This is a genomic window from Vibrio sp. Sgm 5 (assembly GCF_026241575.1).
GTDB lineage: Bacteria > Pseudomonadota > Gammaproteobacteria > Enterobacterales > Vibrionaceae > Vibrio > Vibrio jasicida.
In genome coordinates, this window is the sequence record NZ_JAPHPY010000009.1 from 16,890 (window position 1) to 43,454 (window position 26,565).

Sequence of the window (26,565 nt, forward strand, 5' to 3'; positions counted from 1 at the left end):
TTTACTGATTGAAGCTTTCTACCGGTGTGTAACCGTAATCTGCAATCGCTTTTTGACCTTCTTGCGACTTCAGAAACTTCACGAAGTCTTTGCCTGCTTTTTCCAATCCATCTACCTTGTACAGAACTAAAAATGGGCGAGCTAGCTTGTATTTGTGATTGGCGATATTGCTCGCTGTAGGAGCAGTGCCTTCAAATTGAATCGCTTTTATTGACCGGTCAACTGAGCCAACAGAGATAAAACCAATCGCGTGAGGGTTATGGTTTACGATGGTTTTTACCATGCTATTGCTGTTGACGACAAGGTTGTTCGGATTGATATCAGAGACCAGGCGGTCGTTCACGATCTTGGTTAATCCAAGTAGACTTTCAAAGCTGTAACGAGAACCGGAAGAGGCTTCACGAGTGACGACTGCGATAGGTTGGTCTGTACCGCCAACTTGCTTCCAGTTGTCGACTTTACCTTTGTAGATATCAAACAGTTGTTGTTCCGAAAGGTTGGCTACAGAGTTAGTGCGGTTAACAACAACAGCAAGACCATCATAAGCGATAGGGAATACGTTTAAGTCTTCTCCTTTCTCTCTTTCTGTTAAATAGCGAGAGCTCATCCCCATCTCAACCACACCTTTATTTACCATAGTGATACCAGCGGTTGAGCCAATACCTTGCACGGCAATATAATCATCAGGGTGTGTTTTATTATATTCTTCTGCAAGTACATCCATTACTCGTGCAACGGAGGTAGAACCTGAAATATTCACTTCTTTTGCCACAGCAGAAGGAAGGGAAAGAGCCATGGCTAATACAGTTGCCACAGTAAAACGTAACATATTGAACTCCATATACGGTATATCGCAGCGCTCATCATATTTCGTTCAGGTTACACTTTTGTGAATGCAGATTGATATCCATAGCGAATTATCGATTGCGCTCGTTTTATGTTGATAACTATCAATAATATCGGATGGGAGGATTTCACTGATTTGAAGTGAAAGAGGTGACGCAGTTAGCTTTTCGGCATCAAATGCGATGCTATTCTAGACTTGAGCGGGCGCATGCCCGATGGTGATTTCTGCCTCTCTCAGGCACTTGGGTATATACTAAGAACAACATATCAGGAGTACGCTCATGTCCGTGTCTCAAATGGCGACCAGTCGCCTACATAAGTTGGTTCAAACGCTTTGCGCTAGACGAAATGTCAATTTGCCAGTAGAAGCGCTGGGGAAGTGCTTGTACGAGCCTATAGAGAACGGTGTCGAGCTTTATCATGCGCACTTCTTACTTGATTCACAACACAGTGAGTACACATCTCCCATCGCTAAAATCCTATTTGATGCTAAAACTCAACTTTGGTGCTTTTATGTTCCGATCTATCGTGAAGAAGAACTGGTATGGATACCTTACGAGAAGCTACCAAGTAGTCAAACGCTTGAGGTGCTTCTCGCCGAACTGGAAAGCGATCCTCAAGCGTGTTTTTGGGATTGATGGCTAACTTATCTTCAACCCCTATTATTTTGCGATTTGGCTACGAAACTCTTTTGGCGTGATGCTGTAAATCGATTTAAATGCGGTACTAAAATGTGCTGCGCTTTTAAATCCAGATTCAAAGGCAATTTGAGTAATGGATTTCTGAGAGACACGAAGTTGGGTTGCTGCATGGTTGATGCGCTTCACTTTCAAAATATGAGAGAACGAAAGGTTCTCCGCTGCCAATCTACGCTTGAGTGTGGCGATAGACATACTCATGTGCGTTGCTAACGCTTCTAACGTGATGTCTTTTTCTATGTTCTTTTCAATATACTTAATCGCCTTCTGAGACGCGGTTAGGCTGCTTGCGTCATCAATGATAGATAAGATGTCTGGCTGAACTTCTACCATCAGTGACAACAGGGCGAGGGCAATATGGCTTTGAGCGTATTGTGGTGCTTTGTTATCTGCTAATTCAATTAACGCGCTCTTAAGCTGCGAGATAACTAGGTGGCCTTGAGCTGAAAATGGATAAAAGCGACGATCGTCGGTGTCTGATGTAATCGTAGGGTGGGCCGATTTGAATTCACTGAACAAACCAATGTCAAAGACCAAGGCAATCGCTTTAAAACCGCCAGGTTTGGCTTCTGCACTTCTTAAGTCCGCTGAATTATAAAGGGTGAAATCTCCTGCTTTCAGTTCAAATTGTTCGCCACTTGGCTGGTTGATAACAAGGGTGCCTTCCTCAACAACATATAACCCGTTGTGGGTGGCGGTGTAGCGTTCACTTTTGCGAGCAGTGAAGTGATTAAAGCGAATGATCTCAATGTTCGGCATATTCGTTCTTATCGTTTTTACATGACAAATAAAAAAGGCGCTCAGTTGAGCGCCTTTAAACTTTAACCGGTATTATTCACTCACAGATTCTTCTGTTTGTGTCGCTGGCTTATCAGCGAATACCTGGGTCGGTTTTGCAACTAAACTGCGGTTTTCTTGGTTTACGTCCGAAAGAACAATTTCCAATGTATCACCCAGTTTGTATACCACTTCTTTATCAATAGAAATGGTACCGTTGTCACCGTTACACTCAATTCTTTCTTTATTATCAAGAATCAAGCTACCAGGAATAAAGGCCGCTGCGCCATTTTCGAGAAGTCGAACACGTGCACCAGCACGATTAATATCGAAAATCTCACCTGTGAAACACGTTTTCTTACTTGGCTCTTCTGCAAGAGTACGAGCATATAACCAATCTGACACGTTTCGCTCGGCAATTTTGTGGTGCTTACGGTGCAGTGCTAATTCTTCGCCGACTTCATCATCAGGTGTTTGAACTGGTTCTTTGCTAAGAATGACGGCTTTCAGCATGCGGTGGTTGATCATGTCGCCGTATTTACGGATTGGTGAAGTCCAAGTCGCGTAGATATCTAGACCCATTGCGTAGTGAGGAAGTGGCTGGTTGCCTACTTCACTGTACGTTTGGAATTTACGGATACGGTTATCTAGGTATGCCGTTTCCTGTTCGCCCAACCAACGACGAAGTGCCGCAAAGCCTTCTAGTGTCGCAACTGATTCTGCTGTGAATTCAAGTGTACCTTCAGGGTTTACCATTTGAACGACTTCTTCGATTTTCTCAGCTTTCAAGCCAGCGTGTGTGTTGAACACGCCCGTTTCAAATTTGTCACGTAGTGTACGGCCTGCACAGATGTTTGCAGTGATCATGGATTCTTCAACAAGACGGTTTGCGCTGCGGCGCATGTCCGCGTGAATAGCAATAACGTCGTTGTCTTCGCTTAGTTCAAAACGGTAGTCGGGGCGATCTGGGAAGATAACGGCATTCTTTTCTCGCCAATCAGCGCGAGCAAGAGAAAAGTCATATAGGTCACGAACGATGGTTGCGATTTCTTCTGATGGTTGCCACTTGTCTGAGCTGCCGTTTTCTAGCCAATCTGACACATTGTCATAAGCAAGGCGCGCATGAGACTTAATGTTTGCTGCGAAGAAGTTGATGTCATCACCAACGACACCTTCTTTGCTTACTGTCACAGTACAGCAAATCGCAGGGCGTACTTCATCTTCAATCAGTGAACATAGGTTATCTGCAAGGTCACGTGGAAGCATAGGGATGTTACGACCTGGAAGGTAGATAGTGTAACCACGTTCACGTGCAACCTTATCCATTTCGTCTTCTGGTGTAATGTATGCAGTTGGATCGGCAATTGCGATGGTCAGTTCAAAGTCGCCAGACTCTGTCTTCTTCGCAAACAGCGCATCGTCCATATCTTTGGTTGATTCGCCGTCAATGGTGACGAAAGGTACGTGTGTCATATCAACACGTTCTAGATCAGCATCGTCTTTCAATTCCCAGTTATCAATGCCAGCAGGCTCTGAGTTTGGCAAATCGTTTTGTGCAAGCGTTACCCACCAAGGTGCAATCTTGTCGTTTGCATCGGTAATCTTCTCAGAAATCTCTACGAAGAATGAGTTGTCACCTTTAAGAGGGTGACGAATAAGATGAGCAACAACCCAGTCGCCTTCAACGAAATTGTCAGGCTTTAAGCCTTTCTTTAGTTTCGCTTTAAGAGAGAGCTTTTTCAGCTGTGGGTGATCAGGTGCAACGTTTAGCTTGCCCTTGAACATTTTTACTCGGCCAATAAAGCGAGTTACAGCTTGTTCTAGCAGCTCTTGTGGTTCTGCGACTTCACGTTCGTTTTCAGTGCGGATGATGGCAACGACTTTGTCGCCGTGCATGCACTTTTTCATGTACGCTGGTGGGATGAAGAAGCTGGTTTTGCTGTCCACTTCCAGGAAGCCAAAGCCTTTATCGGTTGCTTTGATTGAGCCTTCTTTTTTAGGCAGGTTTTCTTGGATTTGTTGCTTAAGCTGAGCTAATAGAGGGTTATCTTGAAACATCTTTTCTTAACTTACCAATGGAATTGGGCACACTATAATCATTGCGGGCTATTATTACTACCTAAAGCCCCCAAATTCACTGTGAATTATTGATGAATTGAACAGCGTTGTGGTGCTTTTCTCTACGGAGAATGGAGGGGTAGGTGGAATTTTATGCGAATATTACCATTAGTGAGAATAAATTGTGATGTAATTCAATTTTTTCTAGCTTTTTTTATGCATTTAAGGAATAATCCGCCTCCCTTAGTCGTCCCTAATGGCTTATCGCGGTTGTGTACTGTGCTAATTCCTTTCTGAATGGATTTAGTATCTGGATGGATCAGTATCGAATTGGAAGAGCATATGGGACTGTTTTTTTGTTTAATTAAGTAGGATCCCAATGCAAGATTCTGTTATTCAATTCAGTGATTTATCTCTGAATGATTCTATCCTTTCTGCTCTAGACGGAATGGGTTTCGTGTCACCAACTCCAATTCAGGCTGCGGCAATCCCACACCTATTGGAAGGTGCTGACGCGCTGGGCAAGGCACAAACGGGTACAGGTAAAACGGCAGCATTCTCTCTGCCTCTTCTAAACAAGCTAGATCTTGATCAGCGTAAACCACAAGCAATCGTTCTTGCTCCAACTCGTGAGCTAGCGATTCAGGTTGCGGCTGAAATGAAAAACCTTGGTAAAAATATCAAAGGTCTTAAAGTTCTAGAAATCTACGGTGGTGCTTCTATCGTGGATCAAATGCGTGCTCTTAAAAACGGTGCACACGTTGTTGTAGGTACTCCTGGCCGTGTTCAAGACCTTATCAACCGTGAACGTCTACATCTAGACGAAGTTAGCACTTTCGTACTTGATGAAGCGGACGAAATGCTAAACATGGGTTTCGTGGACGACGTAACTGCAATCATGGAGCACGCTCCTGAATCAGCTCAACGCGTTCTATTCTCTGCAACTATGCCACCAATGCTGAAAAACATTGTTGAGCGCTTCCTACGTGATCCTGTAACTGTTGACGTTGCTGGTAAAAACCACACTGTAGACAAAGTTCAACAACAGTTCTGGGTAGTGAAGGGTGTAGAGAAAGATGAAGCAATGTCTCGTCTTCTTGAAACTGAAGAAACTGACGCGTCAATCGTATTCGTACGTACTCGTCAAGACACTGAGCGTCTAGCTGATTGGCTATCTGCACGTGGCTTTAAAGCTGCTGCACTGCACGGTGATATTCCTCAGTCTCTACGTGAGCGTACTGTTGATCATATCAAACAAGGTGTTATCGACATCCTAGTTGCAACAGACGTTGTTGCACGTGGTCTTGACGTTCCACGTATTACACACGTATTTAACTACGACATCCCATTCGATGTTGAGTCTTACATCCACCGTATCGGTCGTACTGGCCGTGCTGGACGTAAAGGTAAAGCGATCCTACTTGTTCGCACTAACCAAATCCGCATGCTTCGCACTATCGAGCGCGTAACTAAGTCATCTATGGAAGAAATCCAACTTCCTCTACGTGACCAAGTTGCTGAAGCTCGTCTAAGCAAGCTAGCTGCTGAACTAGAAGCTGAGAAAGAGCACAAGTCTCTAGACAAATTCGCTGAGCTAGTAGAGAAACTACAAACTTCTCTAGAAATCGACCCATCGATGCTTGCGGCAATGCTTCTTAAGCGTCAGCAAGGTAAACGTCCTCTATTCTACATTGGCGAAGATCCAATGGTTGAAGCGATTGAACGTGACAAGCAACGTCGTAAAGAGCGCCGCGAAGGTGGTCGTGAAGGCGGTCGCAGCTTCAATACACAAGATTGGGATACTTACCAGCTTCAAGTTGGTCGTGAGCAAGGTGTTCAAGTGAAAGACATCGTTGGTGCTCTAGCTAACGAGCTTGGTCTAGGCAAAGGCTCTATCGGTGCGATTAAGCTAGCTCAAGGTCACACATTTGTTCAGCTACCAAAAGCAATGACTTCAGACGCAGCAAGCAAGCTAAGCAAGCTTCGCATCCGTCAACAAGAAGTTGGCGCTGTAGTTTGTGACTTCGATGACTTCCGTGAGTCTCGTGGTGGCGGTCGTCGCGATGGTGGTCGTCGTGATGGCGGCGGTTACCGTGGCAACCGTGAAGGCGGCAACGGCAACCGTGGTGGTGATCGTCGTGAAGGCGGTCGTCGCGAAGGTGGCTTCCGTGGTAACCGCGATGGCAACCGTGAAGGTGGCAACCGCGAAGGTAACCGTGAAGGTGGCGAGCGTCGTTTCGACCGTAACCGTGGTGGTGATCACCGTGGTGCACACCGTGGTGAACGTGGTCACGGCCGTGGTCGTCGCACGCAAGACGCATAATATCTGCACACTATTGCATTAAAAAATAGTTGAATATGAAAGCCGAGCGAAATGCTCGGCTTTTTTGTCTCTGCTCTTCTATACTCTATTCATTCAAAAAAATTCGTAATATTTTTGTTTTCTTACTCATATATTGATGATTTTAAGTGTCTGATTCCACTTTAGTTGAGTGAACTCGATATATTTCACTGCTCAAATAAATTTTAAACTTGTCATAGATCAACAAAAATTACGCAAACGAGCAACTAACACTAAAAGATAGTTGAAAGATTAAAAAATTATTGAATAATAGAGAGCACAAACAAGAAGTACGAAGCGCGGATGCGCAATTACAACCTTTGCTCCACAACAGGAAACTATTTCATGTCTAATTCGTTTGTACTGGTGATCAACTCAGGTAGCTCATCACTAAAATTTGCAGTCATCGACTCACAATCTGGCGATGCTGTGCTAAGTGGTCTGGGCGAATGCTTTGGTCTATCAGACGCTCGTATGAGCTGGAAATTCAACGGTGAAAAATTTGAATTTGCTATTAAAGGTAATGAGAACCACCATCAACTTGCAGTAGCAAAATTAGTTGAGTTAGTAAAAGAGTACAAATTAATTGACCATGTTGTTGCTGTTGGCCACCGAGTGGTTCACGGCGGTGAGAAGTTTACCAAGACAGTCCGTTTAGATGAGTCTGTTATTGCAGACGTAGAAGCGTTAAGTGACTTAGCCCCTCTACATAACCTTGCTCATGCGATTGGTATGCGTGCTTCTATGGCTGCATTCCCTGAGCTCCCTCAGTTTGCTGTGTTTGATACTGCGTTCCACCAAACAATGCCTGCAAGAGCTTACACCGGTGCAATTGCTAAAGAACTTTACACAGACTTTGGAATTCGTCGCTACGGCTTCCACGGTACGAGCCACTACTTCGTAAGCCGTGAAGCTGCGAAGATGCTGAATAAACCAGTGGAAGAATCAAGTTTCATTTCTGTTCACCTAGGTAACGGTGCTTCTGTTTGTGCAATCAACAACGGTGAGTCTGTAGATACATCTATGGGTTTCACGCCGCTGTCTGGCCTGATGATGGGCACACGTTGTGGTGACCTAGACCCAGGTATCATTGAGTACCTTCTGAAGAAAGGTTGGTCTCAAGAGAAAGTGTTTAACTCACTAAACAAGGCTTCAGGCTTCTTAGGTGTTTCTGGCCTAACAAGTGATGCACGCGGTATTTTGGAAGCGATGGAAGAGGGTCACGAAGGTGCAACTCTAGCGTTCCAAGTGTTTACATACCGTGTGTCTAAATACATTGCGTCTTACCTTGCTGCTCTAGATTCATTTGACGGCATCATCTTCACTGGCGGTATTGGCGAGAACTCTATGCCAATTCGTCGTGAAATCTTAAACAACCTTAAACTGCTAGGTTTTGTTGAAGATGTGAAAGGTAACGAAGACGCTCGATTTGGTAACGCAGGTGTTGTTGCTACATCTGAGTTGCTTGGTGCGAAAGCACTGGTTATTCCTACCAATGAAGAGTGGGTTATCGCTCAACAGTCGGTAGAACTGCTGTAAAACGGCAAAAATTTTGGGAACTAACTCAAAGCCCTTTCCGATTGGAAAGGGCTTTTTTTGTACCTGATACTCGCCACTTTAGTTACTTGATATGGATGTTGTTATCTCGTCGGTCATACATATCTGGTGTGGTATGCAGTCCTCCGGCATAACCTGCGGCTTCTAAGGTTTCCCTTACTTCTCGAACGTCTGCTGGCGTAACAGGCGATTGTTGATCGCCGAGGTGTTTACGTACGAAGGTAATCAATTCTGCCAAGCGAGCGTCTGATAAGATGTCTTCAAAGCTTGCCATCGGCATAAAGTTACGTTCAGGGTCAATGTAAGTTGGTTGTAAACCTCGTACCGTTACTGCAATGGTGTTAAACGGGTCACTGTGCATGATAATGCCGTTGTTCAAGAGCGTTGGTGCTATCGGATCTCGTCCTTTACCATCGTTACCATGGCATGCTCCACATGTTTGCTTGTAAGTTGCATAGATTGGCTCTTGATAAGCCGCTTCATCAAACCCTTTAGGCTCCAAAGGAACGGCATCGGCGGCAATGAAGTTATTTACGTCACCATTGAGTAGATAGTAGGACATAGACTCAACGTCTTCACGAGTCATTAAGCTCAAACTGTTTTTGACCACATCAGCCATCCCAGCAAAAGCAGTGCCTTTATCTGAGTGACCTGTGTGCAAGAAGTCGGTCAGAGTCTTCTCATCCCAACCGCCCACATACAGCTCCGTGGACGTAATGTCAGGTGCGTTCCAGCCGTCAATCAAGTTACCTTGGAAGATGCGCTCAGGAATCAATGCTTGAGCAATATTCCTCGGCGTGTGGCACTCTGAGCAGTGTCCTAAGCCTGCAACCCAGTATTTGCCTTTCTGCCACTTCTCTACGTCATCCACCGCGCCCTCAAGCTCTGAGGGTAGGTTGTAGTCGATAGGGTCGGTGTCCATAAAGACAATGTTCCAGCCAAGGAGGCCAAGACGAATATTCGATGGGAACATCATGTGGTTTTCATCGTTACGACGCGCCACGGCAGGAATAGACTGCATATACTCCCACAAATCCGTCATGTCTTGTTCCGTAAGGTATTGATAAGAGGTGTAAGGCATCGCCGGGTACAAGTAACCATGTTTGCCTTTCCCGTGTACCAAAGCATCACGGAAGTTGTCGTAATCGTATTCACCAATCCCTTCACTAGCGTGAGGAGTAATATTGGTCGAATAGATTGTGCCAAATGGCGTAACAAACGGTAGGCCGCCGGCAAAAGGTTCGCCACCTTCTGCACTGTGACAAGCGACGCAATCCCCCGCGTGTGCCAGATATTCACCACGCTCGACAGATTGAGCGTTAAGTACTGCGAGTTTCTGCTCTTCTTCTTCGCCGGCTTTGCGGATGTAAGCACCAATCGCGAGGATCTCGTGCTCTGAGAGTTGGTTTTCAAACGCAGGCATCAAGTTGTTCAAACCGTAATTGATGGTGTGTTGAATCTCTTCAATACTGCCACCATGAAGCCATACGCTATCAGAAAGGTCGGGCACTCCCGTTTCTTGATTAGCGATAGAACCGTCTCCATGGCATGAGGCACAGTATTGAACGAACAAGGTCTTACCCAACTCTATTTTAACTTCAGGCACATTGCTGTGGCGTTGATTGAGCGACGCAAGATAGTAAGAAACCTTGTCCACTTCGTCCTTTCTCATCACTTCAACCCAGCCGGGCATCGCACCGTTACGGCCTTTCGCTATGGAATGAATGATGGCTTCATCATCTCCGCCGTACATCCATTCTTTGTCGATAAGGTTAGGGAAGTGTTTTTGACCTTGTGCATTATCTCTATGACAGGCTGCGCAATGGGTTTGAAACAACATACGACCGCTACGGACAATGTCGGCATCTTGCGCAAGTGCCGCCAAAGAGGTGTCGGCTACTTGACTAAATTGCTGGTCGAGTGTGGTTGATGGTGAGCTAAGTTTGTCGTCCGCTTGGTCATAGTTCGCCAAGCCTTTCCATTCACCAAGCCCCGGATACAGAACCAAATACCCCGCAGAGAGTAAAAACGCGACAGCGTAACTAACGAAGAGGAGCTTAGGTGGTGGTGCGTCCTTTTCATCTATCCCATCAAAAGAGGCAATAGTGTGGTCTTGGTCCGCTTTGTGGTTGCTACGCCAATACTTGACGATAACGCCCACCATCAGAACAAAGAAGATTATGGTGCAGGCAACGGCCCACCAGTTCCAGAATGTGCTCATGGTGCCACCTCCTGTGCTGTATCTTGACCAAGACTTTGAAGATAACGAATTAGCGCTTCGCCTTTGGTTTTACCGCGAACTTGCAAGCGCGCATCGGAAATTTCTTGGTCTGTGTATGGAACCCCTAATATGCGTAGTGTCTCCATCTTGTCGACAATTGCATCGCCCGAGAGAGTTTGTTCGAACAACCAAGGGTAGGCCGGCATTATGGACGTTGGAATGACCTGACGAGGATCGATGAGATGCAATACATGCCATTGGTCAGAATATTTACGGCCAAGGTTGGTTAAGTCCGGACCTGTGCGTTTTGAACCCCATAGGTTAGGGAATTCGTAAATGTCATCTGATTCCTTGTTTGCGCGACCGTTGCGTTTGGTCTCAGGCTCTAGAGGACGAACCATCTGCGTGTGGCAGACATGACACCCTTCACTGATGTAAATATCGCGACCCGCAAGCTCAATGGCGGTTAAAGGCTTGGCCAAGCTGCCTTTGGCGATGTCGTCGGTGCGAAGAATGTTCGGCACAACCCAAACCGCGAGTGAGAAGGAGGCCACAACCACCGTGGTGATGATCAAGATGACCACTGAGTGAGTAAAGTCTTTGCTCATCTTATGCCTCCTTTGCCACTAACACCGATGGAGAACGCACGGTTTTGTACAAGTTGAATGCCATCAGGAATAGGCCAAGTACAAAGAGTGCGCCCCCAAAGAACCGTAGGAACAACCATGGCGCTTTAAAATTCATGGCTTCAATAAAGCTGTAAACCAGTTCGCCATTCTCATTCTGAGTTAGCCACATGTAGCCTTCGCCAATACCAGCAACCCAGAGCGCGATGGCGTAAATCGCAACACCAGCATGCGCGAGCCAGAAGTGCCATTTTATCAAACGCTTTGACCACAACTCTGTTTTGTTCCATAGACGAGGAATGAAGTAGTAGAACACCGCAATGCCTGACATACCGACCCAACCTAATGCGCCGGAATGAACGTGACCGATGACCCATTCAGTATTGTGCGCGAGCATATTGAACCAGCGAATTGCCAGTAGAGGCCCTTCGAATGTGGCTAAGCAGTAGTAAAGAATGGCAGAGAAGAAGAACAGGCAAATGTAGTCAGATTTAAGCTTCTCTTTGTTTTGTAGCAGTGTCATCGCACTGTTGAAAGCGCCCGCCCAAGATGGAAGCCAAAGAATGAGTGACATGATGATGCCGATGTTTTGCACCCAAATAGGCACCGATGAATAAACCAAGTGGTGGGTACCTGCCCAAGTGTAAAAACCAACCAAGCCCCAAAAGTGGATGACAGATAAACGGTAAGAGTAAATAGGGCGGTCTGCCACTTTTGGTATGAAGTAATAATTCATACCAATCACACCAGCAGTCAGTAAGAAGCCCACTGCGTTGTGACCCCACCACCATTGCACAATGGCGTCCTGCGCTCCAGCAAAGACGGAATAAGATTTCATCAACGATACAGGCATGGCCAAGTTGTTCACGATGAAGATCATGGCAATGACAATGATAAACGCTGCGAAGAACCAATTGGCTACGAAAATGTGGTCGACTTTTCGTTTGGCGATTGTGCCGAAGAAAAGCACCGCATAAAGCACCCAGACTAAGACGATCAAAAGGTCGATCGGCCACTCTAACTCAGCGTACTCTTTTGATGTTGTGTAGCCTGCGGGCAGACTGATTAACGCCAAAAAGAGTACCAGTTGCCAACCCCAGAAAACCATCCAAGATAAGCTTTGGTTAAAGAGGTTACAGCGTCCGGTGCGTTGAGCGATGTAGAGAGAGGTACCCATCAAAATGTTGACTACAAAGCCGTATATTACGCCGGAAGTGTGTAGTGGTCTGAGTCGACCGAATTGGAAGTATTGAGAATCGAAGTTAAGTACTGGCCAATACAACTGCGCCGCGAGGATCACACCAATGATCATCCCGACAATAGCCCAAACTAACGATGCCAACACAAAATACTTCACAACTTTAGTGTTGTATTGAGTTGCTGCTTGTTCCATAAGAACGCTCCTCGTTTAAGGTTGAGCTTCTTTGCCTAGCTGAGAGTAGTAGTGGGCAATGTCTTCAATGTCTTGATCAGAGAGGGCATCGGCCTGCTGTTGCATCAGCACCGCGAGACCACTGGTTCGCTCCCTCGCTTTGTAGTCCTTAAGGGAAGAAATCAGATAAGTTTTGTTCTGGCCGCGTAAGTTGGGGTACGCATCAATGGTCGATATGCCATCGACACCATGACAAGTCATACAAACTTTCGCTTTTTCTTTGCCGACTTCGAATTGCTCACCACCTTCTGCAGCAAAGGTGAGGGGAGAGAAGCACACAGCGGCGACGAGAGCCGTCCTCAAAGCTGCGCTCATGTTTTGGGTGTTCTTTAATCTCATCACTGATTCCCTAGTAATTTGAATGCGTGTTTCACTAACTTGGGTCTTGATATTCCAGATTTTCACTGTTGTTGATGGCGTGAATGTACTGGCGTATTTTTTATAGTTGTAGGTTAAAGAGTAAGCAGGTACTGACAATATCGCTACGTACGAGCCGATTTAGTTGTGAATTTTTCTATTTAATACGTGAACACGTAACGATTAGGGCAAAATTTTGGTGAATAAAATCGACAGGAAAATAACGGGTTAGCTACGGTTGAATAGGGTATGGATGGGAATTGATACAAAATCAAACAAAAGAGCTTTTGAAGAAAGTTTTAGGTGAGTTGGAATTTCAAGGTCTGGGAGACTTCTTTTCACGGAAGACCCCATGAATGAAAGATAGGATCGAAAACAAACTAACGCCCGCGATAAATCATCATGTCGTAAATATGGGCAATAGAAACCGGATCAGCTTCTAAGTGACTAGATCGTATAGAAGAGACGAAACTGAATAAGGAACCAAGGCCTACTGGCGCGATAATAAGCAAGGCAATCAGAATGAAAAAGAGTACGGTCGAATGTCTCATAAAGCACCTCCTGATGTCTGTCTTATTGCGTTTGAATTATACCATTTTCGTGATGCCAGAAAGGGAGGTTATTCCGCACAATATTTGAGCTTTAGCCTGATGATTTGATAGGGATTTCATTCGGTATAAACTGCATAAATAATCGCTGATAAATGCAGTAATTATCTCGATGATAATCAAGCTGCCATGTATACTGTGAGCGTTTCGCAAACGTTAACACCCTCCTTTCTAATTACATATAAAGTCAGCATTTGCGATGCAAATATAACTAGCTATCACGCATTAAAATCAATGATAAATAACCCCTGACGAATCCCTCGCAGGGTCTTTTTTGTGAGTAATTATGCTTAACTCAGAACGCAAAGCTGCATTCGTGCTCGTCGCTACTACGATGATCGCGGCATTAGGGTGGATCTTCTCCAAAGAAACCATTCAAGGTCTCCCACCATTCGGATTTATCGGTCTGCGATTCTCCATCGCTTCACTGTGTTTGCTGCCTCTGTGTATCAAACCGCTTCGTGCTGCCAATAAGAAAGATATTTTTGCCGCGGCAGGCGTAGGTGTGCTTTTAGGTGGCGCACTGATGTGCTGGATCTACGCGATTTCAATCAGTGACACGCTAGGTGAGGGCGCATTCATCATGAGCCTGTCAATGCTGTTTGTACCCATTGTCGCTTGGATTATGTTTCGTCAAAGACCTCAACGAATTTTTTGGGTGTCACTACCGATCGCGATTCTTGGCCTAGGGTGTTTGTCTCTGGCTGGTGGTTGGCAACAATCTAGCAGTCAGCTGTGGTTCTTGGGCGCGGCTTTGATGCTCGCTCTGCACTTCAACGTAAACAGCAAGTATTCGCAAAAATTGCCTGTGTTGTTGCTAACGTGTATTCAGCTTTTTGTCACGGGCTTGATTGGTTTGCTGATTTCATCGTTGGTGGAAACGGTGCCAACAGAGGTAAGCACATCTATCTGGATTTGGTTTGCGTTGAGCACGCTTTTGGCAACCAGTTTGCGTTACGTAATGCAAACCATGGGGCAAAAGTTTGTCCAAGCGGGTAACGCTGCACTGATTATGATCCTTGAACCCGTGTGGACTGTAATTCTGAGTGTGATTTGGTATGGCGAAGTGCTGACCTCTAATAAACTCGTCGGCTGCGCTCTTATCTTATTCTCTTTGGTGATCTACCGAACTGGCGGTAAACTCCGCTTTCCAAAACGGGCGTAATCAAGTTTATAGAGCCAGTGGTTTCACCCTCGTTGGCTTTTCATTCCTTTTCATTTTTAGGCAGGATGCTTTCCATGGCAAACACAGAACATCAAGAGACGCTGGATTCACTTGATAAAATCAGCGTGTGCTTGTATCGCTTTGGTATTACTTTGTTTGCTATGGCGCTGCTTGTTTTTTCGGTTCTTGTCTCTGGTGCAATTTCTAGTTCACCGTTGATTTACCAAACCTCAGTCATTACGCTTTGTATGGCTGGTGCGTTATCTGCCGCGAATGTTCACGTTTACAGCAAACACGTACGTGCCGTGATCAGTTGGGCGTCTTGGATTGGCTTGGTACTGATGGTGAGTGACTTGGAGTTTCAGCGCACTTGGTTAGGGCTTGGCTTTATCTTTGTGACCTTTTCGGGCATTGCACTTAAAGAGTCTTTTTGCTTTAAAGTGCCAGGCTTGAAGATGGTACCCGCGTTTCTCGCTGTCGCAACGTTTGCGCTGTGGTTTAACCTTCCAATCCTTGCTGCCATCACTATGTTATTGGCTGGTTTAGTAATGGGCTTCCTGTCTTTTGCTAAATGGCGTATGCCGCTGCATTTCGATATCGGTATCAAAGCGAATTACGAGATCTAACGCTGCTTTAACGCCAGCGAGACTTTTGAGGTCGGCTGGCGGTTTAATTCTTCACTGATCATCCATCCGGCTTTGGCGAGCAACTCTAAATCTACTCCGGTCTCGATTCCTAAGCCTTGGCAAAGGTAGAGCACATCCTCGGTAGCAACATTACCTGAAGCGCCATGAGCGTAAGGGCAGCCCCCAAGCCCAGCCACACTACTATCGATGGTATTGATGCCCATCATTAAGGCTTGGTAGATATTCGCCAACGCTTGTCCCCATGTGTCGTGAAAATGCACTGCGAGCTTGTGGGTTGGTACTTTCAATTGTACGGCTTCTAACATTTTAGCGATGCGTATCGGCGTGCCTGTACCTATGGTGTCTCCAAGTGAAACCTCATAGCAGCCTAATTCCATCAGTAGGTTGGCGACTCTTGCGACTTGCTCGGGCTTGGTTGGTCCGTCGTAAGGGCAGTCTGCCACGCAAGATAAGTAACCCCGAACGGGAATGTCATGCTTTGCTGCCAATTCCATTACTGGTTCAAAGCGGGTAAGACTATCTGCAATCGAGCAATTGATGTTGTGTTGGCAAAAGCCTTCCGATGAGGAGGTGAAGATGGCTACTTGGGTAGCACCGGCTTCAAGCGCTTTTTCAAAACCTTGCACATTAGGCGTTAGTGCTGAGTAGATGACGTTGTGGCGGCGGGTGATTTTCGTTATCACATCGAGTGAATCCGCCATTTGAGGTACCCATTTAGGCGAGACAAAAGATCCTGCCTCAATATGGGTGAGTCCTGTATCAGAGAGTAAGTCGATCAAGCGGATCTTGGCCTGCGTGGACACTGGTGATTCGTTTTGTAATCCGTCTCTCGCGCCCACTTCGACAATATTTACCTTGTTTGGCAAATTCATTTCTTGCCCTTAGCTGGCTTGTTTATCCAACCCGGTTCTCGTTTCTCTAGAAAGGCTTGCAAACCATCTTGTCCTTGCGGCGATACGCGAATGTCTGCGATAAGCTGGCTCGTGTATTGAATAAGCTGACCATCAATCGGATTTTGGTGGCATTGATGGCATAACGCTTTGGCTTTTCGCATCGCATCTGGGCTATTGAGCAGCAAAGAATCAATCAAGCTTTCTACTACGGCTTCGATTTTATCCAGCTTATGAACCTCATGCACAATGCCGAACTTTTCAGCTTTGGTGGCGTTAATCACTTCGGCACTGAGTATGTAGCGGCGAGCTTGTCGGTTGCCCATAGCTCGCATGACATAAGGAGAGATGGTTGCTGGAACCAGCCCCAGGTTGACTTCACTCAAGCAGAAGTTCGCATTCTCCGCTGCGATTGCGATATCACAGCAACAGATCAAGCCCAATGCACCACCAAAAGCGGAACCTTGCACAACAGCAATAGTAGGCTGAGGGAAAGCGTCCAATGTATGCATCAGGCGAGCAAGGTTTTGCGCGTCTTCTAGGTTTTGCTTTCTGGTGCTACTTGCCATGGATTTCATCCAATTCAAATCAGCCCCAGAGGAGAAATGTTTGCCGTTTCCTCGAAGCACCAAGCATCTAACATCGGTGCGCAGAGCGAGGTAGTCCAGCCTGTGGATCAGCAAGTCAATCATGCAGGCATCAAACGCATTGTGCTTCTCTGTGCGATTGAGCGTAAGCGTTGCAACGCCGAATTCATCGACGTTCCAAAGTACTTCATCTTGTCGTTGGGTATTGGGGATGATACTCGGTTGATGATCCTGCATGTGACGTCCTTTTCTCTCTACATTTCTACATTCTGAATATGCCAAAGTTGCTGTCAGGAATTGGCGCATTGAGCGCGGCTTTTAAGGCTTGAGCCAATACTTGACGTGTCTGTTTCGGGTCGATGATGCCGTCATCCCATAAACGTGCGCTGGCGTAGTAGGGATGACCCTGAGACTCATACAAGTCTACGATAGATTCTCGGAATGCACTTTCTTCGGGCTCTGGCCATTCTTCACCTTGGCGTTTTTTCACTTCTCGACGCACTTGAGTGAGCACGCCTGCGGCTTGTTCTCCGCCCATGACGGAGATTCGTGCGTTTGGCCACATCCACATCATGGTTGGGTCATAAGCACGACCACACATACCGTAATTGCCGGCACCGTAAGAGCCGCCAATAATCACGGTAAACTTAGGCACATCCGCACACGCAACCGCCATCACCAATTTCGCGCCGTGTTTGGCAATGCCTTCCGCCTCGAGCTTTTTGCCCACCATAAACCCAGTGATATTTTGTAAAAACAGTAGGGGAATTTTGCGTTTGGCACACAGCTCAATAAAGTGCGCGCCTTTCTGCGAGGACTCAGAAAACAAGATGCCGTTGTTAGCCACAATGCCAATTAGATTACCGTGGATTCGTGCGAAGCCACATACTAAGGTCTTGCCATAAAGTGCTTTGAACTCATCGAAGTCTGAGTCATCAACCACACGAGCGATGATCTCTCTAACATCAAAAGACAAGCGCAGATTCGCATTGACGATGCCGTACATTTCTTCAGCGTCGTAACGTGGTGGTAAAACCGGTTTGTCGCTTTGAACTGGGAGTGATTGGTTGGTATTGGAGATGGCTTCGCGTGCAAGTTGCAAGGCGTGTTGGTCGTTCTCTGCGTAGTAATCGGCAACGCCAGACTTGCGACAATGCACGTCGGCACCGCCCAATTCTTCATCGGTGACGATCTCGCCCGTGGCGGCTTTTACTAGGGGCGGTCCAGCCAAGAAGATGGTGCCTTGCTCTTTGACCATGATGGAAACGTCTGCCATCGCAGGGACATAAGCGCCGCCTGCGGTACAAAGCCCCATCACAACCGCGACTTGAGGTATGCCTTGTGCCGACATTCTGGCTTGATTGAAGAAGATGCGCCCAAAGTGCTCTTTATCAGGAAAGACTTCCGCTTGGTGAGGAAGGTTCGCGCCGCCAGAATCCACCAAATAGACGCAAGGTAATTGGCAACGTTGAGCGATCTCTTGCGCGCGCAGATGCTTTTTCACGGTGAGTGGGTAGTAGGTGCCGCCTTTAACAGAAGGATCGTTGGCGATCACCATGCATTGAATACCTTCAATGGTGCCGATGCCCGCGACGACACCTGCGCATGGAATTGATTCTTCATAAACGTTCCAAGCGGCAAACTGTCCGACTTCAAGAAACTCGCTGCCTTCATCCAAAAGGTGCATTACACGCTCACGAACGGGCAGCTTTCCTTTCAGGCGTTGGCGGTCAATGGCTTTTTGTCCGCCACCTTGTTTGATGGCGTTGATATTGGCTTTAAGGTTGCTCACCAACTCGGTCATGACCGCTTTATTCGACAAAAACAGTTCGTCGGTTGGCTTGGTTTTACTTTTAATGATTGCCATAGTGACTTCCTTGTCGGTGGGTTAGCGAGACTCTTCGAACAACTCTCGTCCAATTAACATGCGGCGAATTTCAGAGGTGCCAGCACCAATCTCATACAGCTTGGCGTCACGGAGTAAACGCCCAGTCGCGTATTCGTTGATGTAGCCATTGCCGCCTAACAGCTGAATAGCATCGAGCGACATTTGTGTGGCAAGCTCTGCGCTGTAAAGGATCACGCCAGCGGCATCTTTACGCGTGCATTCACCTCGGTCACAGGCGGCTGCGACAGCATAAACATAAGCTTTAGCGGCGTTCATGCGTGAATACATGTCAGCAAGCTTTCCTTGCACGAGTTGAAATTCACCGATGGATTTGCCGAACTGTTTGCGGTCATGAACATACGGAACCACTTCGTCCATACAGGCTTGCATGATGCCAAGTGGACCGGCTGCTAATACCACGCGTTCGTAATCCAAACCGCTCATCAACACTTCGACACCACGGTTTAACTCGCCTAACACATTCTCTTTTGGCACGGCACAATCTTGGAACACCAATTCACAGGTGTTGGAGCCGCGCATACCAAGTTTGTCGAGCTTTTGCGCATGGCTAAAGCCTTCAAAGTCCCGCTCAATAATGAAGGCGGTGATGCCGCGAGACCCGCCACTGGGATCGGTTTTCGCGTAAACTACTAAAGTGTCGGCATCAGGACCGTTAGTGATCCACATTTTGTTGCCGTTCATCAGAAAGTGGTCGCCTTTGTCTTCAGCACGGAGCTGCATGCTAACCACATCAGAACCTGAGTTCGGCTCACTCATGGCTAGTGCGCCGACGTGAGAACCATCGATGAGTTTAGGTAGGTACTTTTCTCGTTGAGCAGGGGAGCCATTGCGAAAGATTTGGTTAACACAAAGGTTGGAATGCGCGCCGTAACTGAGCGCGACAGACGCCGAAGCTCGGCTGATCTCTTCCATAGCAACAACGTGAGCAAGATAGCCCATGCCTGCACCGCCAAACTCTTCATCGACGGTTACGCCGAGCAAACCCATGTCACCAAGCTTGGACCACAAATGATTGGGGAATTGGTTATCGCGGTCGATGTCTGCGGCGATGGGGGCGATATGCTCGGTGGCGAACGCGTTGACGTGGTCTCGGAGCATATCGATGGTTTCATCAAGCCCAAAGTTGAGTGGGGTGTAGCTGCTTTTCATAACATTTCCCTGTTGAAAGTACTCATTAGTACGGATAAGGTTCGAGTTACACTGCTTGGGCTTGGAAATTATCGTTATTCTTGTTTGTTTTAGTCGTTACAAGTTTTTAGTTATTGGCTGTTAGCTTTATTGTCGCTTAGCGCTTGTTTACAGCGCTCTTTAGCGGTTTCTAGCTCGTTCATTACAACGCTAATATCATCCAGTTGCTGTTGTAAGTGCGCTTGCTTTTCATCAATGATGGTTAGCATTTTAAGCAGCTGACCATCGCTTTGTTGGGTATCGTACAGCTCGAACAATTCCCGAATTTCCGCAAGCGAAAAGCCCAGTCGCTTACCACGTAAAATCAGCTTGAGACGGATCTTATCTCTGCGTTGATATACGCGAATGTTGCCTTTTCGTTCCGGCTCTATCAGCCCGACATCCTCATAAAAACGAATGCTTCGGGTCGTGATGTCGAACTCTTTGGCGAGGTCACTTATCTTGAATTTATCCACTCGGTTTTTCCCTCTAATGAATAGTTTTGGCTTCTTAAAATCCCTTCAAGCCTTGAACTAAACGGGCTAGCTAAAAGCATGAGAGTAAATTTGTGTTGTTATTAATGTGTTTCTTTACGTTAACGTAAATGTTAGTGCTATGCTTACGTAAACGTCAAGAAATCACAGTGCGAAAATTCATCGTTTTATGAGAGGCTGGAGTGACACCACATTCTGTGTGAAAGCTCCGTGGTAGCAGGTGTGAGGGATGAGTTCGTGAACTGTGAAATATCGTCAGAAGGGACGAGATCATGGGAAACGACATCTGGATTGTCAGTGCAAAGCGAACGCCAATCGGGCGCTTTCAAGGTCAGTTACAAGGTTATTCAGCGCCTCAATTAGGGGCATTTGCTATCAAAGCGGCAATGGATGCGAGCGGGGTTAGCGAAGTCGACGAAGTCTATATGGGCTGCGTATTACCTGCGGGGTGCGGGCAAGCACCAGCCAGACAAGCAGCACTAGGTGCAGATCTTCCACTGACGACAGGCTGTACCACCATCAACAAAGTGTGTGGCTCTGGCATGAAAAGCGTCATGTTAGCTCACGATCTTATCAAAGCGGGCAGCATTCGCAGTGCCATTGCTGGTGGTATGGAAAGCATGACTAATGCGCCGTACCTGCTTAAAGAAGCACGTAACGGCATGCGAATGGGTCACCAATCTACTCACGACCATATGTTTCTCGACGGTCTTCAAGATGCGTATGAAGGGCACTTGATGGGAGTCTATGCGCAGCAAGCGGCTGATCGTTCTGAATTTACCCGTGAACAAATGGATGAATGGGCGATCCTATCTGCGACAAGAGCATTGGAAGCGCAAGAGCAGCGTCTGTTTGACGATGAAATCTCGCCGATAGAAATCACGACGCGTCATAGCACTTCAACATTGGATTATGACGAGCATCCACGCTCCATCAAGCTCGATAAGATCCCTCAACTCAAACCCGCATTCGATAAGAACGGCTCGGTGACGGCTGCAAACTCAAGTGCGATATCCGATGGTGCTGCAGCCTTGGTGTTAATGGACTCGCAGGTGGCACAGCATCAAGGCTTAACGCCATTAGCAATCATCAAGGGACACTCGACCCACGCCAGAAAGCCCGCCGAATTTACCCTCGCGCCCGTCTTTGCAATAGAGCAGTTGTTATCTCAACTCGATTGGTCAGTAGACGAAGTCGATCTTTGGGAGATCAACGAAGCGTTCGCCGTTGTCACGCAAATCGCGGTGCGCCAATTAGGCATCGATAAAGACAAAGTAAACATCAAAGGCGGTGCGTGTGCGCTTGGGCATCCAATTGGAGCAAGTGGCGCTCGTATTTTAGTGACTCTCATTCATAGCCTACGCCAACTGCAATCGCTTGGTGTAGATGGTGACAACAACAATAAAAAGGTGATGCGAGGTGTTGCATCACTGTGTATCGGTGGTGGTGAAGCCACTGCCATTGGTATCGAGATACCGCTTTAATTCCAATTACGACAAACGTTAACAAAGGACTAGATTATGACTCGCACGGTTCCCTTATTCATCGATGGTGAGTTTCGTGAATCTCAAGCAACGGATTGGGTAGAAGTGACAAACCCAGCCACAAATGACGTGATTGCGCGCTTGCCATGCGCAACGGATGAAGAGATGCACGCGGCAATTGAGAGTGCAAAAGCCACCTTTACCTGTTGGAAAGATGTCGCAGTTTCGGAGCGCGCACGCTTAATGCTGCGCTACCAACATCTACTGAAAGAACATCATGATGAGCTGGCGACGCTGCTGTCTCACGAGACGGGTAAGATCTTTGCGGATGCAAAAGGGGATGTGTGGCGTGGTATCGAAGTCGTCGAGCAAGCTGCCAATATTGCCAGCAACATGATGGGAGAAACCGTCGAGAACGTTGCGACCGATATCGACAGCTATTCGCTGATTCAACCACTTGGAGTGTGCTGCGGTATTACGCCATTTAATTTCCCCGCCATGATCCCTTTGTGGATGTTCCCAATCGCGATTGCGAGCGGAAATACCTTTGTCCTCAAACCTTCTGAACAAGTGCCTCTCACGTCAATTCGCTTGGCTGAGCTGTTCGAAGAAGCGGGTGCGCCAAAAGGTGTGCTGCAAATCGTGCATGGTCGTAAGGAGCAGGTCAACTTGCTGCTGAAGCATCCCGATATCCAAGCCATTTCTTTTGTCGGTTCGGTACCTGTAGCGCAATACATTTACACCACAGGCACGCAGAACTTCAAACGTGTTCAAGCCTTTGCTGGCGCGAAAAACCACATGGTAGTAATGCCAGATGCGAGCAAAAACCAAGTGGTGAATAACTTAGTTGGTTCTTCGGTTGGTGCAGCAGGGCAACGTTGTATGGCGATATCTGTTGCTGTGTTTGTAGGCAGTTCGAAAGAGTGGATTGCCGATTTAAAACAAGAGATGGCGAAAGTGCACCCTGGCGCTTGGGATGATGAAAACGCAGCGTATGGTCCTTTGATCAGTGCACAGGCAAAACAGCGTGTGCTCGGTTTGATTGAAGAAGGCAAACAACAAGGGGCGGTGTGTGAGCTTGACGGTAGCCAATGTGAAGTGGAAGGCTTCCCAGAGGGCAACTGGGTTGGTCCAACCTTATTCAGTGGCGTCACCACCGAGATGTCGATTTATACCCAAGAAATCTTCGGACCTGTTTTGGTGTGTATTGAGGTCGACACGTTACAAGAAGCGATAGAGCTCGTGAATCGCAACCCATACGGCAACGGCACTTCCATCTTTACTGCGAATGGTGCGGCGGCGAGAAAGTATCAACATGAGATTCAAGTCGGTCAGGTAGGTGTCAACGTTCCGATTCCTGTGCCTTTGCCATTCTTCTCGTTTACGGGCTGGCGCGGCAGTTTTTACGGTGATTTACACGCCTACGGCAAACAAGCGGTGCGCTTCTACACCGAGACCAAAACCGTGACGGCTCGTTGGTTTGATGACGACATCCCAACCGGTCCAAATCTCACCATTAACTTGCGCTAACGAAGTAAGGAGCTCATATGGATTTTGAACTCAACGAAGATCAACGTATGTTTACCGATACCGCTCAACAGTTTGCGGCAGAGCGTTTAGCGCCAATGGCAGCAGAGTGGGATGAGAAACAAATCTTCCCGAAAGACATCCTACGAGAGGCAGGAGAGCTTGGTTTCTTGAGCCTCTACACCCCAGAAGAACAAGGCGGTTTGGGTTTAAGCCGTTTGGATGCATCTATCATTTTCGAGCAGCTCTCTATGGGGTGCACATCGACCACCGCATTTATGACCATTCACAACATGGTGACTTGGATGGTTGCGAGCTTTGCGACCGATGAAGTGAAAGACGCATTCTGCCCAAAACTCATTACGGGTGAATTTCTCGGATCTTATTGCTTAACTGAACCAAACGCAGGTTCGGACGCGGCGTCTCTAACGACTTCTGCGACTAAACAAGGTGATAACTACATTCTCAACGGCGGAAAAACCTTTATCTCCGGCGCAGGCGATACCGACGTTTTAGTCATGATGGCGAGAACCGGCGATACGGGCGCGAAAGGTGTATCCGCGTTTGTTGTCCCCGCCGATGCAGACGGCATTAGCTATGGACGTAAAGAGCCGAAAATGGGCTGGAACAGTCAACCGACACGCGCGGTGACTTTCGATAGTGTTTCTATTCCCGCATCACATCTGCTCGGGGAAGAAGGACAAGGGTTTGTGTTCGCCATGAAAGGTTTGGATGGCGGACGCATCAACATTGCGACCTGTTCAGTCGGCACGGCTCAACAAGCGTTGAATCAAGCGGCGCAGTACATGCAAGAACGTAAACAGTTCGGCAAATCATTAGCTCAATTCCAAGCATTACAATTCAAACTGGCAGACATGGCAACCGAGCTTGTCGCTGCTCGCCAACTGGTACGTTACGCCGCCAGCAAGTTAGACCGAGGTGACCCAGATGCCACGACTTATTGTGCCATGGCAAAACGCTTTGCAACCGACGTCGGCTTTCAAGTTTGTGACCAAGCGCTGCAACTTTACGGTGGCTATGGCTACATCAAAGAATACCCGATGGAGCGCTATTTCCGTGATGTTCGAGTACACCAAATTTTGGAAGGTACTAACGAGATCATGCGGTTGATCATCGCGCGTCGATTGCTCGCAGAAGAGTCTGCATTGCTATAAGTGCAGCCCAAGCTCTGCTTTTATTCATAACGCTCAGGTCATTTTCATCAAGAAAGGATTCAGAGATATGTCACTAACAGAACAACAAGCGATTCAACATACCATCAGCAATCATGTTGCGGTGGTGACCATGAACAACCCGCCCGCCAATACTTGGACGTCACAAAGCTTAACCGCATTGAAAGAGCTTGTGCTGGCGTTAAACGACAATAAAGACGTTTACGCTCTAGTGCTCACAGGGAATGGTGAGAAGTTTTTCTCTGCAGGGGCAGACCTCAAGTTGTTTGCCGATGGCGATAAAGCGGTGGCGTTAGAAATGGCGCGCATCTTTGGTGAAGCCTTTGAAACGCTGTCTGCATTTCGTGGGGTTTCTATCGCTGCCATCAACGGTTACGCAATGGGAGGCGGATTAGAAGTCGCATTGGCGTGTGATATTCGCGTGGTGGAAGAGCAAGCTGTGCTGGCACTGCCAGAGGCGAAAGTGGGCTTACTGCCTTGTGCTGGTGGTACGCAAAACCTAACCGCATTGGTCGGTGAAGGTTGGGCGAAGCGCATCATATTGTGCGGTGAACAAGTCGGTGCAGCACAAGCGCGAGAACTCGGACTAGCAGAAGAAGTGGTGGCAAAAGGTGCAGCGCTTAATAAAGCCATTGAGCTTGCAGAATCGGTTGCCAATCAATCTCCATCCTCGGTAACCGCATGTAAAGCGCTTATCCAAAACATGCGTTCAGCGCCACTCAAACATGGTCTGATTAAAGAGCGAGAACTGTTTCTAAACTTATTCGATACCGAAGATCAAACCGAGGGGGTTCGTGCCTTCTTAGAAAAACGTAAACCCAACTGGAAGAATCAATAGGAGGTCGCATGACAGGGAAAGTAACCATTAGCGAAATAGATTGCTTAGGCGGCGTGCACCGAATTGGTATCGCGACGTTAGACAACATGGCTTCTTTGAACGCGTTGACTTACGACATGTTGGCAGAGCTCAACGACCAACTTATCGAATGGCAAGATGACCCTGATTTGGTGTGCGTCATCCTCAATGGAGCGGGTGAAAAAGCGTTTTGTGCAGGGGGCGATGTACGAACCATGTACAACGTCATGCACGAGAAAAGCAAAGAAGAGACCGCAGAGTTCTGTTCTAACTACTTCTCGCTCGAATACGAATGCGACTATCTGATCCATACCTACCAAAAGCCAATCATTGGCTGGGGAGAGGGCATTGTGATGGGCGGTGGCATGGGCTTGTTTATGGGCACTAGCCATAGAGTCGTCACCCCTAAATCTCGTCTCGCGATGCCAGAGATCAATATCGGGCTTTACCCGGACGTGGGTGGCACTTGGTTCTTAAGTCAAATCGACCCAGAGATAGGTTTGTTCCTTGGGCTAACCGGTGCAATGGTGAATTCAAGTGACGCTGTCACTATAGGGTTGGCGGAATGGTTGCTGTTGGAAGAGCAATATCCGGCACTGTTAGAAGAGCTAAAACAAGTCGAATGGGGCTCTGCCGATGCCAAATCGCTCGTCAGTGCGTTACTTCAATTGATGGAAGATCAAGTCATAGACAGTAAGCCGACAACACAGATTTGCCCTTATCTCGACCAAATTAAAGAAGCCTGCAAAGGCTATGACTTAAATCAGATTGCCCAACGTATTCAAGCAATGGAAGGCGACACCCAATGGCTTGAAGTCGCTAAAAAATCGTTTGTTGCGGGCAGTCCGATCACCGCACATATCTGTTTTAGACAAGTCAAAGAGTACCACCGTTTGTCGTTGGCGGATTGTTTCCGTTTAGAGCTAACCTTGTCAGTTCGCAGCGCATTACTCGGTGAGTTTGAAGAGGGCGTGCGCTCTCGATTAGTTGATAAAGACGGCAATCCAAAATGGATGTTTAACAGCGTCAGTGAAGTCGATGAGAGCGTCATCGACACCTTGTTCACTTCTCTTTGGTCAAAAGATGAACATCCACTTGCACAGCTAGGAAAATAAGGAGAAACAA

The 26,565-nt window shown here is 47.2% G+C and carries 23 protein-coding genes; 10 read left to right on the forward strand and 13 right to left on the reverse strand.

Annotated features, from left to right (window positions below; genetic code table 11):
* Position 1: 1 nt before the first annotated feature.
* Positions 2-829, reverse strand: a complete 828-nt coding sequence (locus OQJ86_RS07235; RefSeq protein ID WP_265987340.1) for a phosphate ABC transporter substrate-binding protein — start codon at positions 827-829, stop codon at positions 2-4.
* A 298-nt stretch (positions 830-1,127) separates the two neighbouring features.
* Between OQJ86_RS07235 and OQJ86_RS07240 the strand changes: the two genes are divergently transcribed.
* Positions 1,128-1,484, forward strand: a complete 357-nt coding sequence (locus tag OQJ86_RS07240; RefSeq protein ID WP_102386898.1) for a DUF3024 domain-containing protein — start codon at positions 1,128-1,130, stop codon at positions 1,482-1,484.
* A gap of 24 nt (positions 1,485-1,508) precedes the next feature.
* Here the strand turns inward: OQJ86_RS07240 and OQJ86_RS07245 are convergent, their stop codons facing one another.
* Positions 1,509-2,303, reverse strand: a complete 795-nt coding sequence (locus OQJ86_RS07245) for a helix-turn-helix transcriptional regulator (protein ID WP_038877240.1) — start codon at positions 2,301-2,303, stop codon at positions 1,509-1,511.
* A 72-nt stretch (positions 2,304-2,375) separates the two neighbouring features.
* Complete coding sequence (gene rnb, locus OQJ86_RS07250; RefSeq protein ID WP_265987341.1) at positions 2,376-4,379, reverse strand: exoribonuclease II; 2,004 nt, start codon at positions 4,377-4,379, stop codon at positions 2,376-2,378.
* Between the two features lie 379 nt (positions 4,380-4,758).
* On the opposite strand from rnb, the gene OQJ86_RS07255 reads away from it, so the two are divergent.
* Together OQJ86_RS07255 and OQJ86_RS07260 are read left to right on the forward strand one after the other, a co-directional pair.
* On the forward strand, positions 4,759-6,702 hold the full coding sequence (locus OQJ86_RS07255) for a DEAD/DEAH box helicase (protein ID WP_265987342.1): 1,944 nt from the start codon (positions 4,759-4,761) through the stop codon (positions 6,700-6,702).
* A gap of 363 nt (positions 6,703-7,065) precedes the next feature.
* Positions 7,066-8,259 (forward strand): acetate/propionate family kinase, encoded by a 1,194-nt coding sequence (locus OQJ86_RS07260; RefSeq protein ID WP_038866598.1) that lies wholly within the window; start codon positions 7,066-7,068, stop codon positions 8,257-8,259.
* An 82-nt stretch (positions 8,260-8,341) separates the two neighbouring features.
* Here the strand turns inward: OQJ86_RS07260 and OQJ86_RS07265 are convergent, their stop codons facing one another.
* The 5 genes from OQJ86_RS07265 to OQJ86_RS07285 all read right to left on the reverse strand — a co-directional run bounded on the left by OQJ86_RS07265 (position 8,342) and on the right by OQJ86_RS07285 (position 13,464).
* The gene (locus OQJ86_RS07265) at positions 8,342-10,498 is read right to left on the reverse strand and encodes a c-type cytochrome (protein WP_265987343.1); all 2,157 of its coding nucleotides are present in this window, start codon (positions 10,496-10,498) and stop codon (positions 8,342-8,344) included.
* The gene (locus OQJ86_RS07270; RefSeq protein WP_045420816.1) at positions 10,495-11,106 is read right to left on the reverse strand and encodes a cbb3-type cytochrome c oxidase subunit II; all 612 of its coding nucleotides are present in this window, start codon (positions 11,104-11,106) and stop codon (positions 10,495-10,497) included. The genes OQJ86_RS07265 and OQJ86_RS07270 overlap by 4 nt, the downstream gene beginning before the upstream one ends.
* Before the next feature lies 1 nt (position 11,107).
* A complete protein-coding gene (ccoN, locus tag OQJ86_RS07275; protein WP_038877236.1) occupies positions 11,108-12,517 on the reverse strand; it encodes a cytochrome-c oxidase, cbb3-type subunit I in 1,410 nt (469 codons plus the stop codon).
* A gap of 15 nt (positions 12,518-12,532) precedes the next feature.
* Positions 12,533-12,895, reverse strand: a complete 363-nt coding sequence (locus tag OQJ86_RS07280) for a c-type cytochrome (protein ID WP_104035524.1) — start codon at positions 12,893-12,895, stop codon at positions 12,533-12,535.
* Positions 12,896-13,293: 398 nt separating this feature from the next.
* Entirely contained in the window at positions 13,294-13,464 is a 171-nt protein-coding gene (locus OQJ86_RS07285; protein ID WP_164492026.1) for a hypothetical protein, read from the reverse strand.
* A gap of 343 nt (positions 13,465-13,807) precedes the next feature.
* On the opposite strand from OQJ86_RS07285, the gene OQJ86_RS07290 reads away from it, so the two are divergent.
* Positions 13,808-14,686: a DMT family transporter gene (locus tag OQJ86_RS07290; RefSeq protein ID WP_104035523.1), complete on the forward strand. Its 879-nt coding sequence runs from the start codon at positions 13,808-13,810 to the stop codon at positions 14,684-14,686.
* A 74-nt stretch (positions 14,687-14,760) separates the two neighbouring features.
* Positions 14,761-15,312 (forward strand): DUF2301 domain-containing membrane protein, encoded by a 552-nt coding sequence (locus tag OQJ86_RS07295; protein ID WP_045420822.1) that lies wholly within the window; start codon positions 14,761-14,763, stop codon positions 15,310-15,312.
* Here OQJ86_RS07295 and OQJ86_RS07300 read toward each other — a convergent pair.
* The 5 genes from OQJ86_RS07300 to OQJ86_RS07320 form a co-directional block, all read right to left on the reverse strand.
* Complete coding sequence (locus tag OQJ86_RS07300) at positions 15,309-16,205, reverse strand: hydroxymethylglutaryl-CoA lyase (protein ID WP_265987344.1); 897 nt, start codon at positions 16,203-16,205, stop codon at positions 15,309-15,311. The genes OQJ86_RS07295 and OQJ86_RS07300 overlap by 4 nt on opposite strands.
* A complete protein-coding gene (locus OQJ86_RS07305; RefSeq protein ID WP_104047525.1) occupies positions 16,202-17,047 on the reverse strand; it encodes an enoyl-CoA hydratase-related protein in 846 nt (281 codons plus the stop codon). The genes OQJ86_RS07300 and OQJ86_RS07305 overlap by 4 nt, the downstream gene beginning before the upstream one ends.
* Positions 17,048-17,072: 25 nt before the next feature.
* Positions 17,073-18,677 (reverse strand): carboxyl transferase domain-containing protein, encoded by a 1,605-nt coding sequence (locus OQJ86_RS07310; RefSeq protein WP_265987345.1) that lies wholly within the window; start codon positions 18,675-18,677, stop codon positions 17,073-17,075.
* Between the two features lie 21 nt (positions 18,678-18,698).
* Positions 18,699-19,868, reverse strand: a complete 1,170-nt coding sequence (locus tag OQJ86_RS07315) for an isovaleryl-CoA dehydrogenase (RefSeq protein ID WP_105067310.1) — start codon at positions 19,866-19,868, stop codon at positions 18,699-18,701.
* A gap of 110 nt (positions 19,869-19,978) precedes the next feature.
* Positions 19,979-20,362 (reverse strand): MerR family transcriptional regulator, encoded by a 384-nt coding sequence (locus OQJ86_RS07320; protein ID WP_005440681.1) that lies wholly within the window; start codon positions 20,360-20,362, stop codon positions 19,979-19,981.
* A 290-nt stretch (positions 20,363-20,652) separates the two neighbouring features.
* Here OQJ86_RS07320 and OQJ86_RS07325 point away from each other — a divergent pair, with 290 nt between their 5' ends.
* The 5 genes from OQJ86_RS07325 to OQJ86_RS07345 all read left to right on the forward strand — a co-directional run bounded on the left by OQJ86_RS07325 (position 20,653) and on the right by OQJ86_RS07345 (position 26,555).
* The gene (locus OQJ86_RS07325) at positions 20,653-21,864 is read left to right on the forward strand and encodes a thiolase family protein (RefSeq protein ID WP_265987346.1); all 1,212 of its coding nucleotides are present in this window, start codon (positions 20,653-20,655) and stop codon (positions 21,862-21,864) included.
* 36 nt (positions 21,865-21,900) lie between these two features.
* Entirely contained in the window at positions 21,901-23,394 is a 1,494-nt protein-coding gene (locus OQJ86_RS07330) for a CoA-acylating methylmalonate-semialdehyde dehydrogenase (protein WP_265987347.1), read from the forward strand.
* A 17-nt stretch (positions 23,395-23,411) separates the two neighbouring features.
* On the forward strand, positions 23,412-24,566 hold the full coding sequence (locus OQJ86_RS07335; protein ID WP_265987348.1) for an acyl-CoA dehydrogenase family protein: 1,155 nt from the start codon (positions 23,412-23,414) through the stop codon (positions 24,564-24,566).
* 67 nt (positions 24,567-24,633) lie between these two features.
* The gene (locus OQJ86_RS07340) at positions 24,634-25,422 is read left to right on the forward strand and encodes an enoyl-CoA hydratase (protein ID WP_265987349.1); all 789 of its coding nucleotides are present in this window, start codon (positions 24,634-24,636) and stop codon (positions 25,420-25,422) included.
* A gap of 8 nt (positions 25,423-25,430) precedes the next feature.
* A complete protein-coding gene (locus OQJ86_RS07345) occupies positions 25,431-26,555 on the forward strand; it encodes an enoyl-CoA hydratase/isomerase family protein (RefSeq protein WP_265987350.1) in 1,125 nt (374 codons plus the stop codon).
* Positions 26,556-26,565: the final 10 nt, after the last annotated feature.

Bases quoted from the DNA above. Each gene is read 5' to 3' on its own strand.
- ccoN (WP_038877236.1), bottom strand. From the start codon at position 12,517: ATGGAACAAGCAGCAACTCAATACAACACTAAAGTTGTGAAGTATTTT.
- OQJ86_RS07255 (WP_265987342.1), top strand. From the start codon at position 4,759: ATGCAAGATTCTGTTATTCAATTCAGTGATTTATCTCTGAATGATTCT.
- OQJ86_RS07245 (WP_038877240.1), bottom strand. From the start codon at position 2,303: ATGCCGAACATTGAGATCATTCGCTTTAATCACTTCACTGCTCGCAAA.
- OQJ86_RS07290 (WP_104035523.1), top strand. From the start codon at position 13,808: ATGCTTAACTCAGAACGCAAAGCTGCATTCGTGCTCGTCGCTACTACG.
- OQJ86_RS07240 (WP_102386898.1), top strand. From the start codon at position 1,128: ATGTCCGTGTCTCAAATGGCGACCAGTCGCCTACATAAGTTGGTTCAA.
- OQJ86_RS07235 (WP_265987340.1), bottom strand. From the start codon at position 829: ATGTTACGTTTTACTGTGGCAACTGTATTAGCCATGGCTCTTTCCCTT.
- OQJ86_RS07330 (WP_265987347.1), top strand. From the start codon at position 21,901: ATGACTCGCACGGTTCCCTTATTCATCGATGGTGAGTTTCGTGAATCT.
- OQJ86_RS07270 (WP_045420816.1), bottom strand. From the start codon at position 11,106: ATGAGCAAAGACTTTACTCACTCAGTGGTCATCTTGATCATCACCACG.
- OQJ86_RS07335 (WP_265987348.1), top strand. From the start codon at position 23,412: ATGGATTTTGAACTCAACGAAGATCAACGTATGTTTACCGATACCGCT.
- OQJ86_RS07265 (WP_265987343.1), bottom strand. From the start codon at position 10,498: ATGAGCACATTCTGGAACTGGTGGGCCGTTGCCTGCACCATAATCTTC.
- OQJ86_RS07300 (WP_265987344.1), bottom strand. From the start codon at position 16,205: ATGAATTTGCCAAACAAGGTAAATATTGTCGAAGTGGGCGCGAGAGAC.
- OQJ86_RS07340 (WP_265987349.1), top strand. From the start codon at position 24,634: ATGTCACTAACAGAACAACAAGCGATTCAACATACCATCAGCAATCAT.
- OQJ86_RS07325 (WP_265987346.1), top strand. From the start codon at position 20,653: ATGGGAAACGACATCTGGATTGTCAGTGCAAAGCGAACGCCAATCGGG.
- OQJ86_RS07260 (WP_038866598.1), top strand. From the start codon at position 7,066: ATGTCTAATTCGTTTGTACTGGTGATCAACTCAGGTAGCTCATCACTA.
- OQJ86_RS07280 (WP_104035524.1), bottom strand. From the start codon at position 12,895: ATGAGATTAAAGAACACCCAAAACATGAGCGCAGCTTTGAGGACGGCT.
- OQJ86_RS07285 (WP_164492026.1), bottom strand. From the start codon at position 13,464: ATGAGACATTCGACCGTACTCTTTTTCATTCTGATTGCCTTGCTTATT.
- OQJ86_RS07345 (WP_265987350.1), top strand. From the start codon at position 25,431: ATGACAGGGAAAGTAACCATTAGCGAAATAGATTGCTTAGGCGGCGTG.
- rnb (WP_265987341.1), bottom strand. From the start codon at position 4,379: ATGTTTCAAGATAACCCTCTATTAGCTCAGCTTAAGCAACAAATCCAA.
- OQJ86_RS07315 (WP_105067310.1), bottom strand. From the start codon at position 19,868: ATGAAAAGCAGCTACACCCCACTCAACTTTGGGCTTGATGAAACCATC.
- OQJ86_RS07310 (WP_265987345.1), bottom strand. From the start codon at position 18,677: ATGGCAATCATTAAAAGTAAAACCAAGCCAACCGACGAACTGTTTTTG.
- OQJ86_RS07295 (WP_045420822.1), top strand. From the start codon at position 14,761: ATGGCAAACACAGAACATCAAGAGACGCTGGATTCACTTGATAAAATC.
- OQJ86_RS07305 (WP_104047525.1), bottom strand. From the start codon at position 17,047: ATGCAGGATCATCAACCGAGTATCATCCCCAATACCCAACGACAAGAT.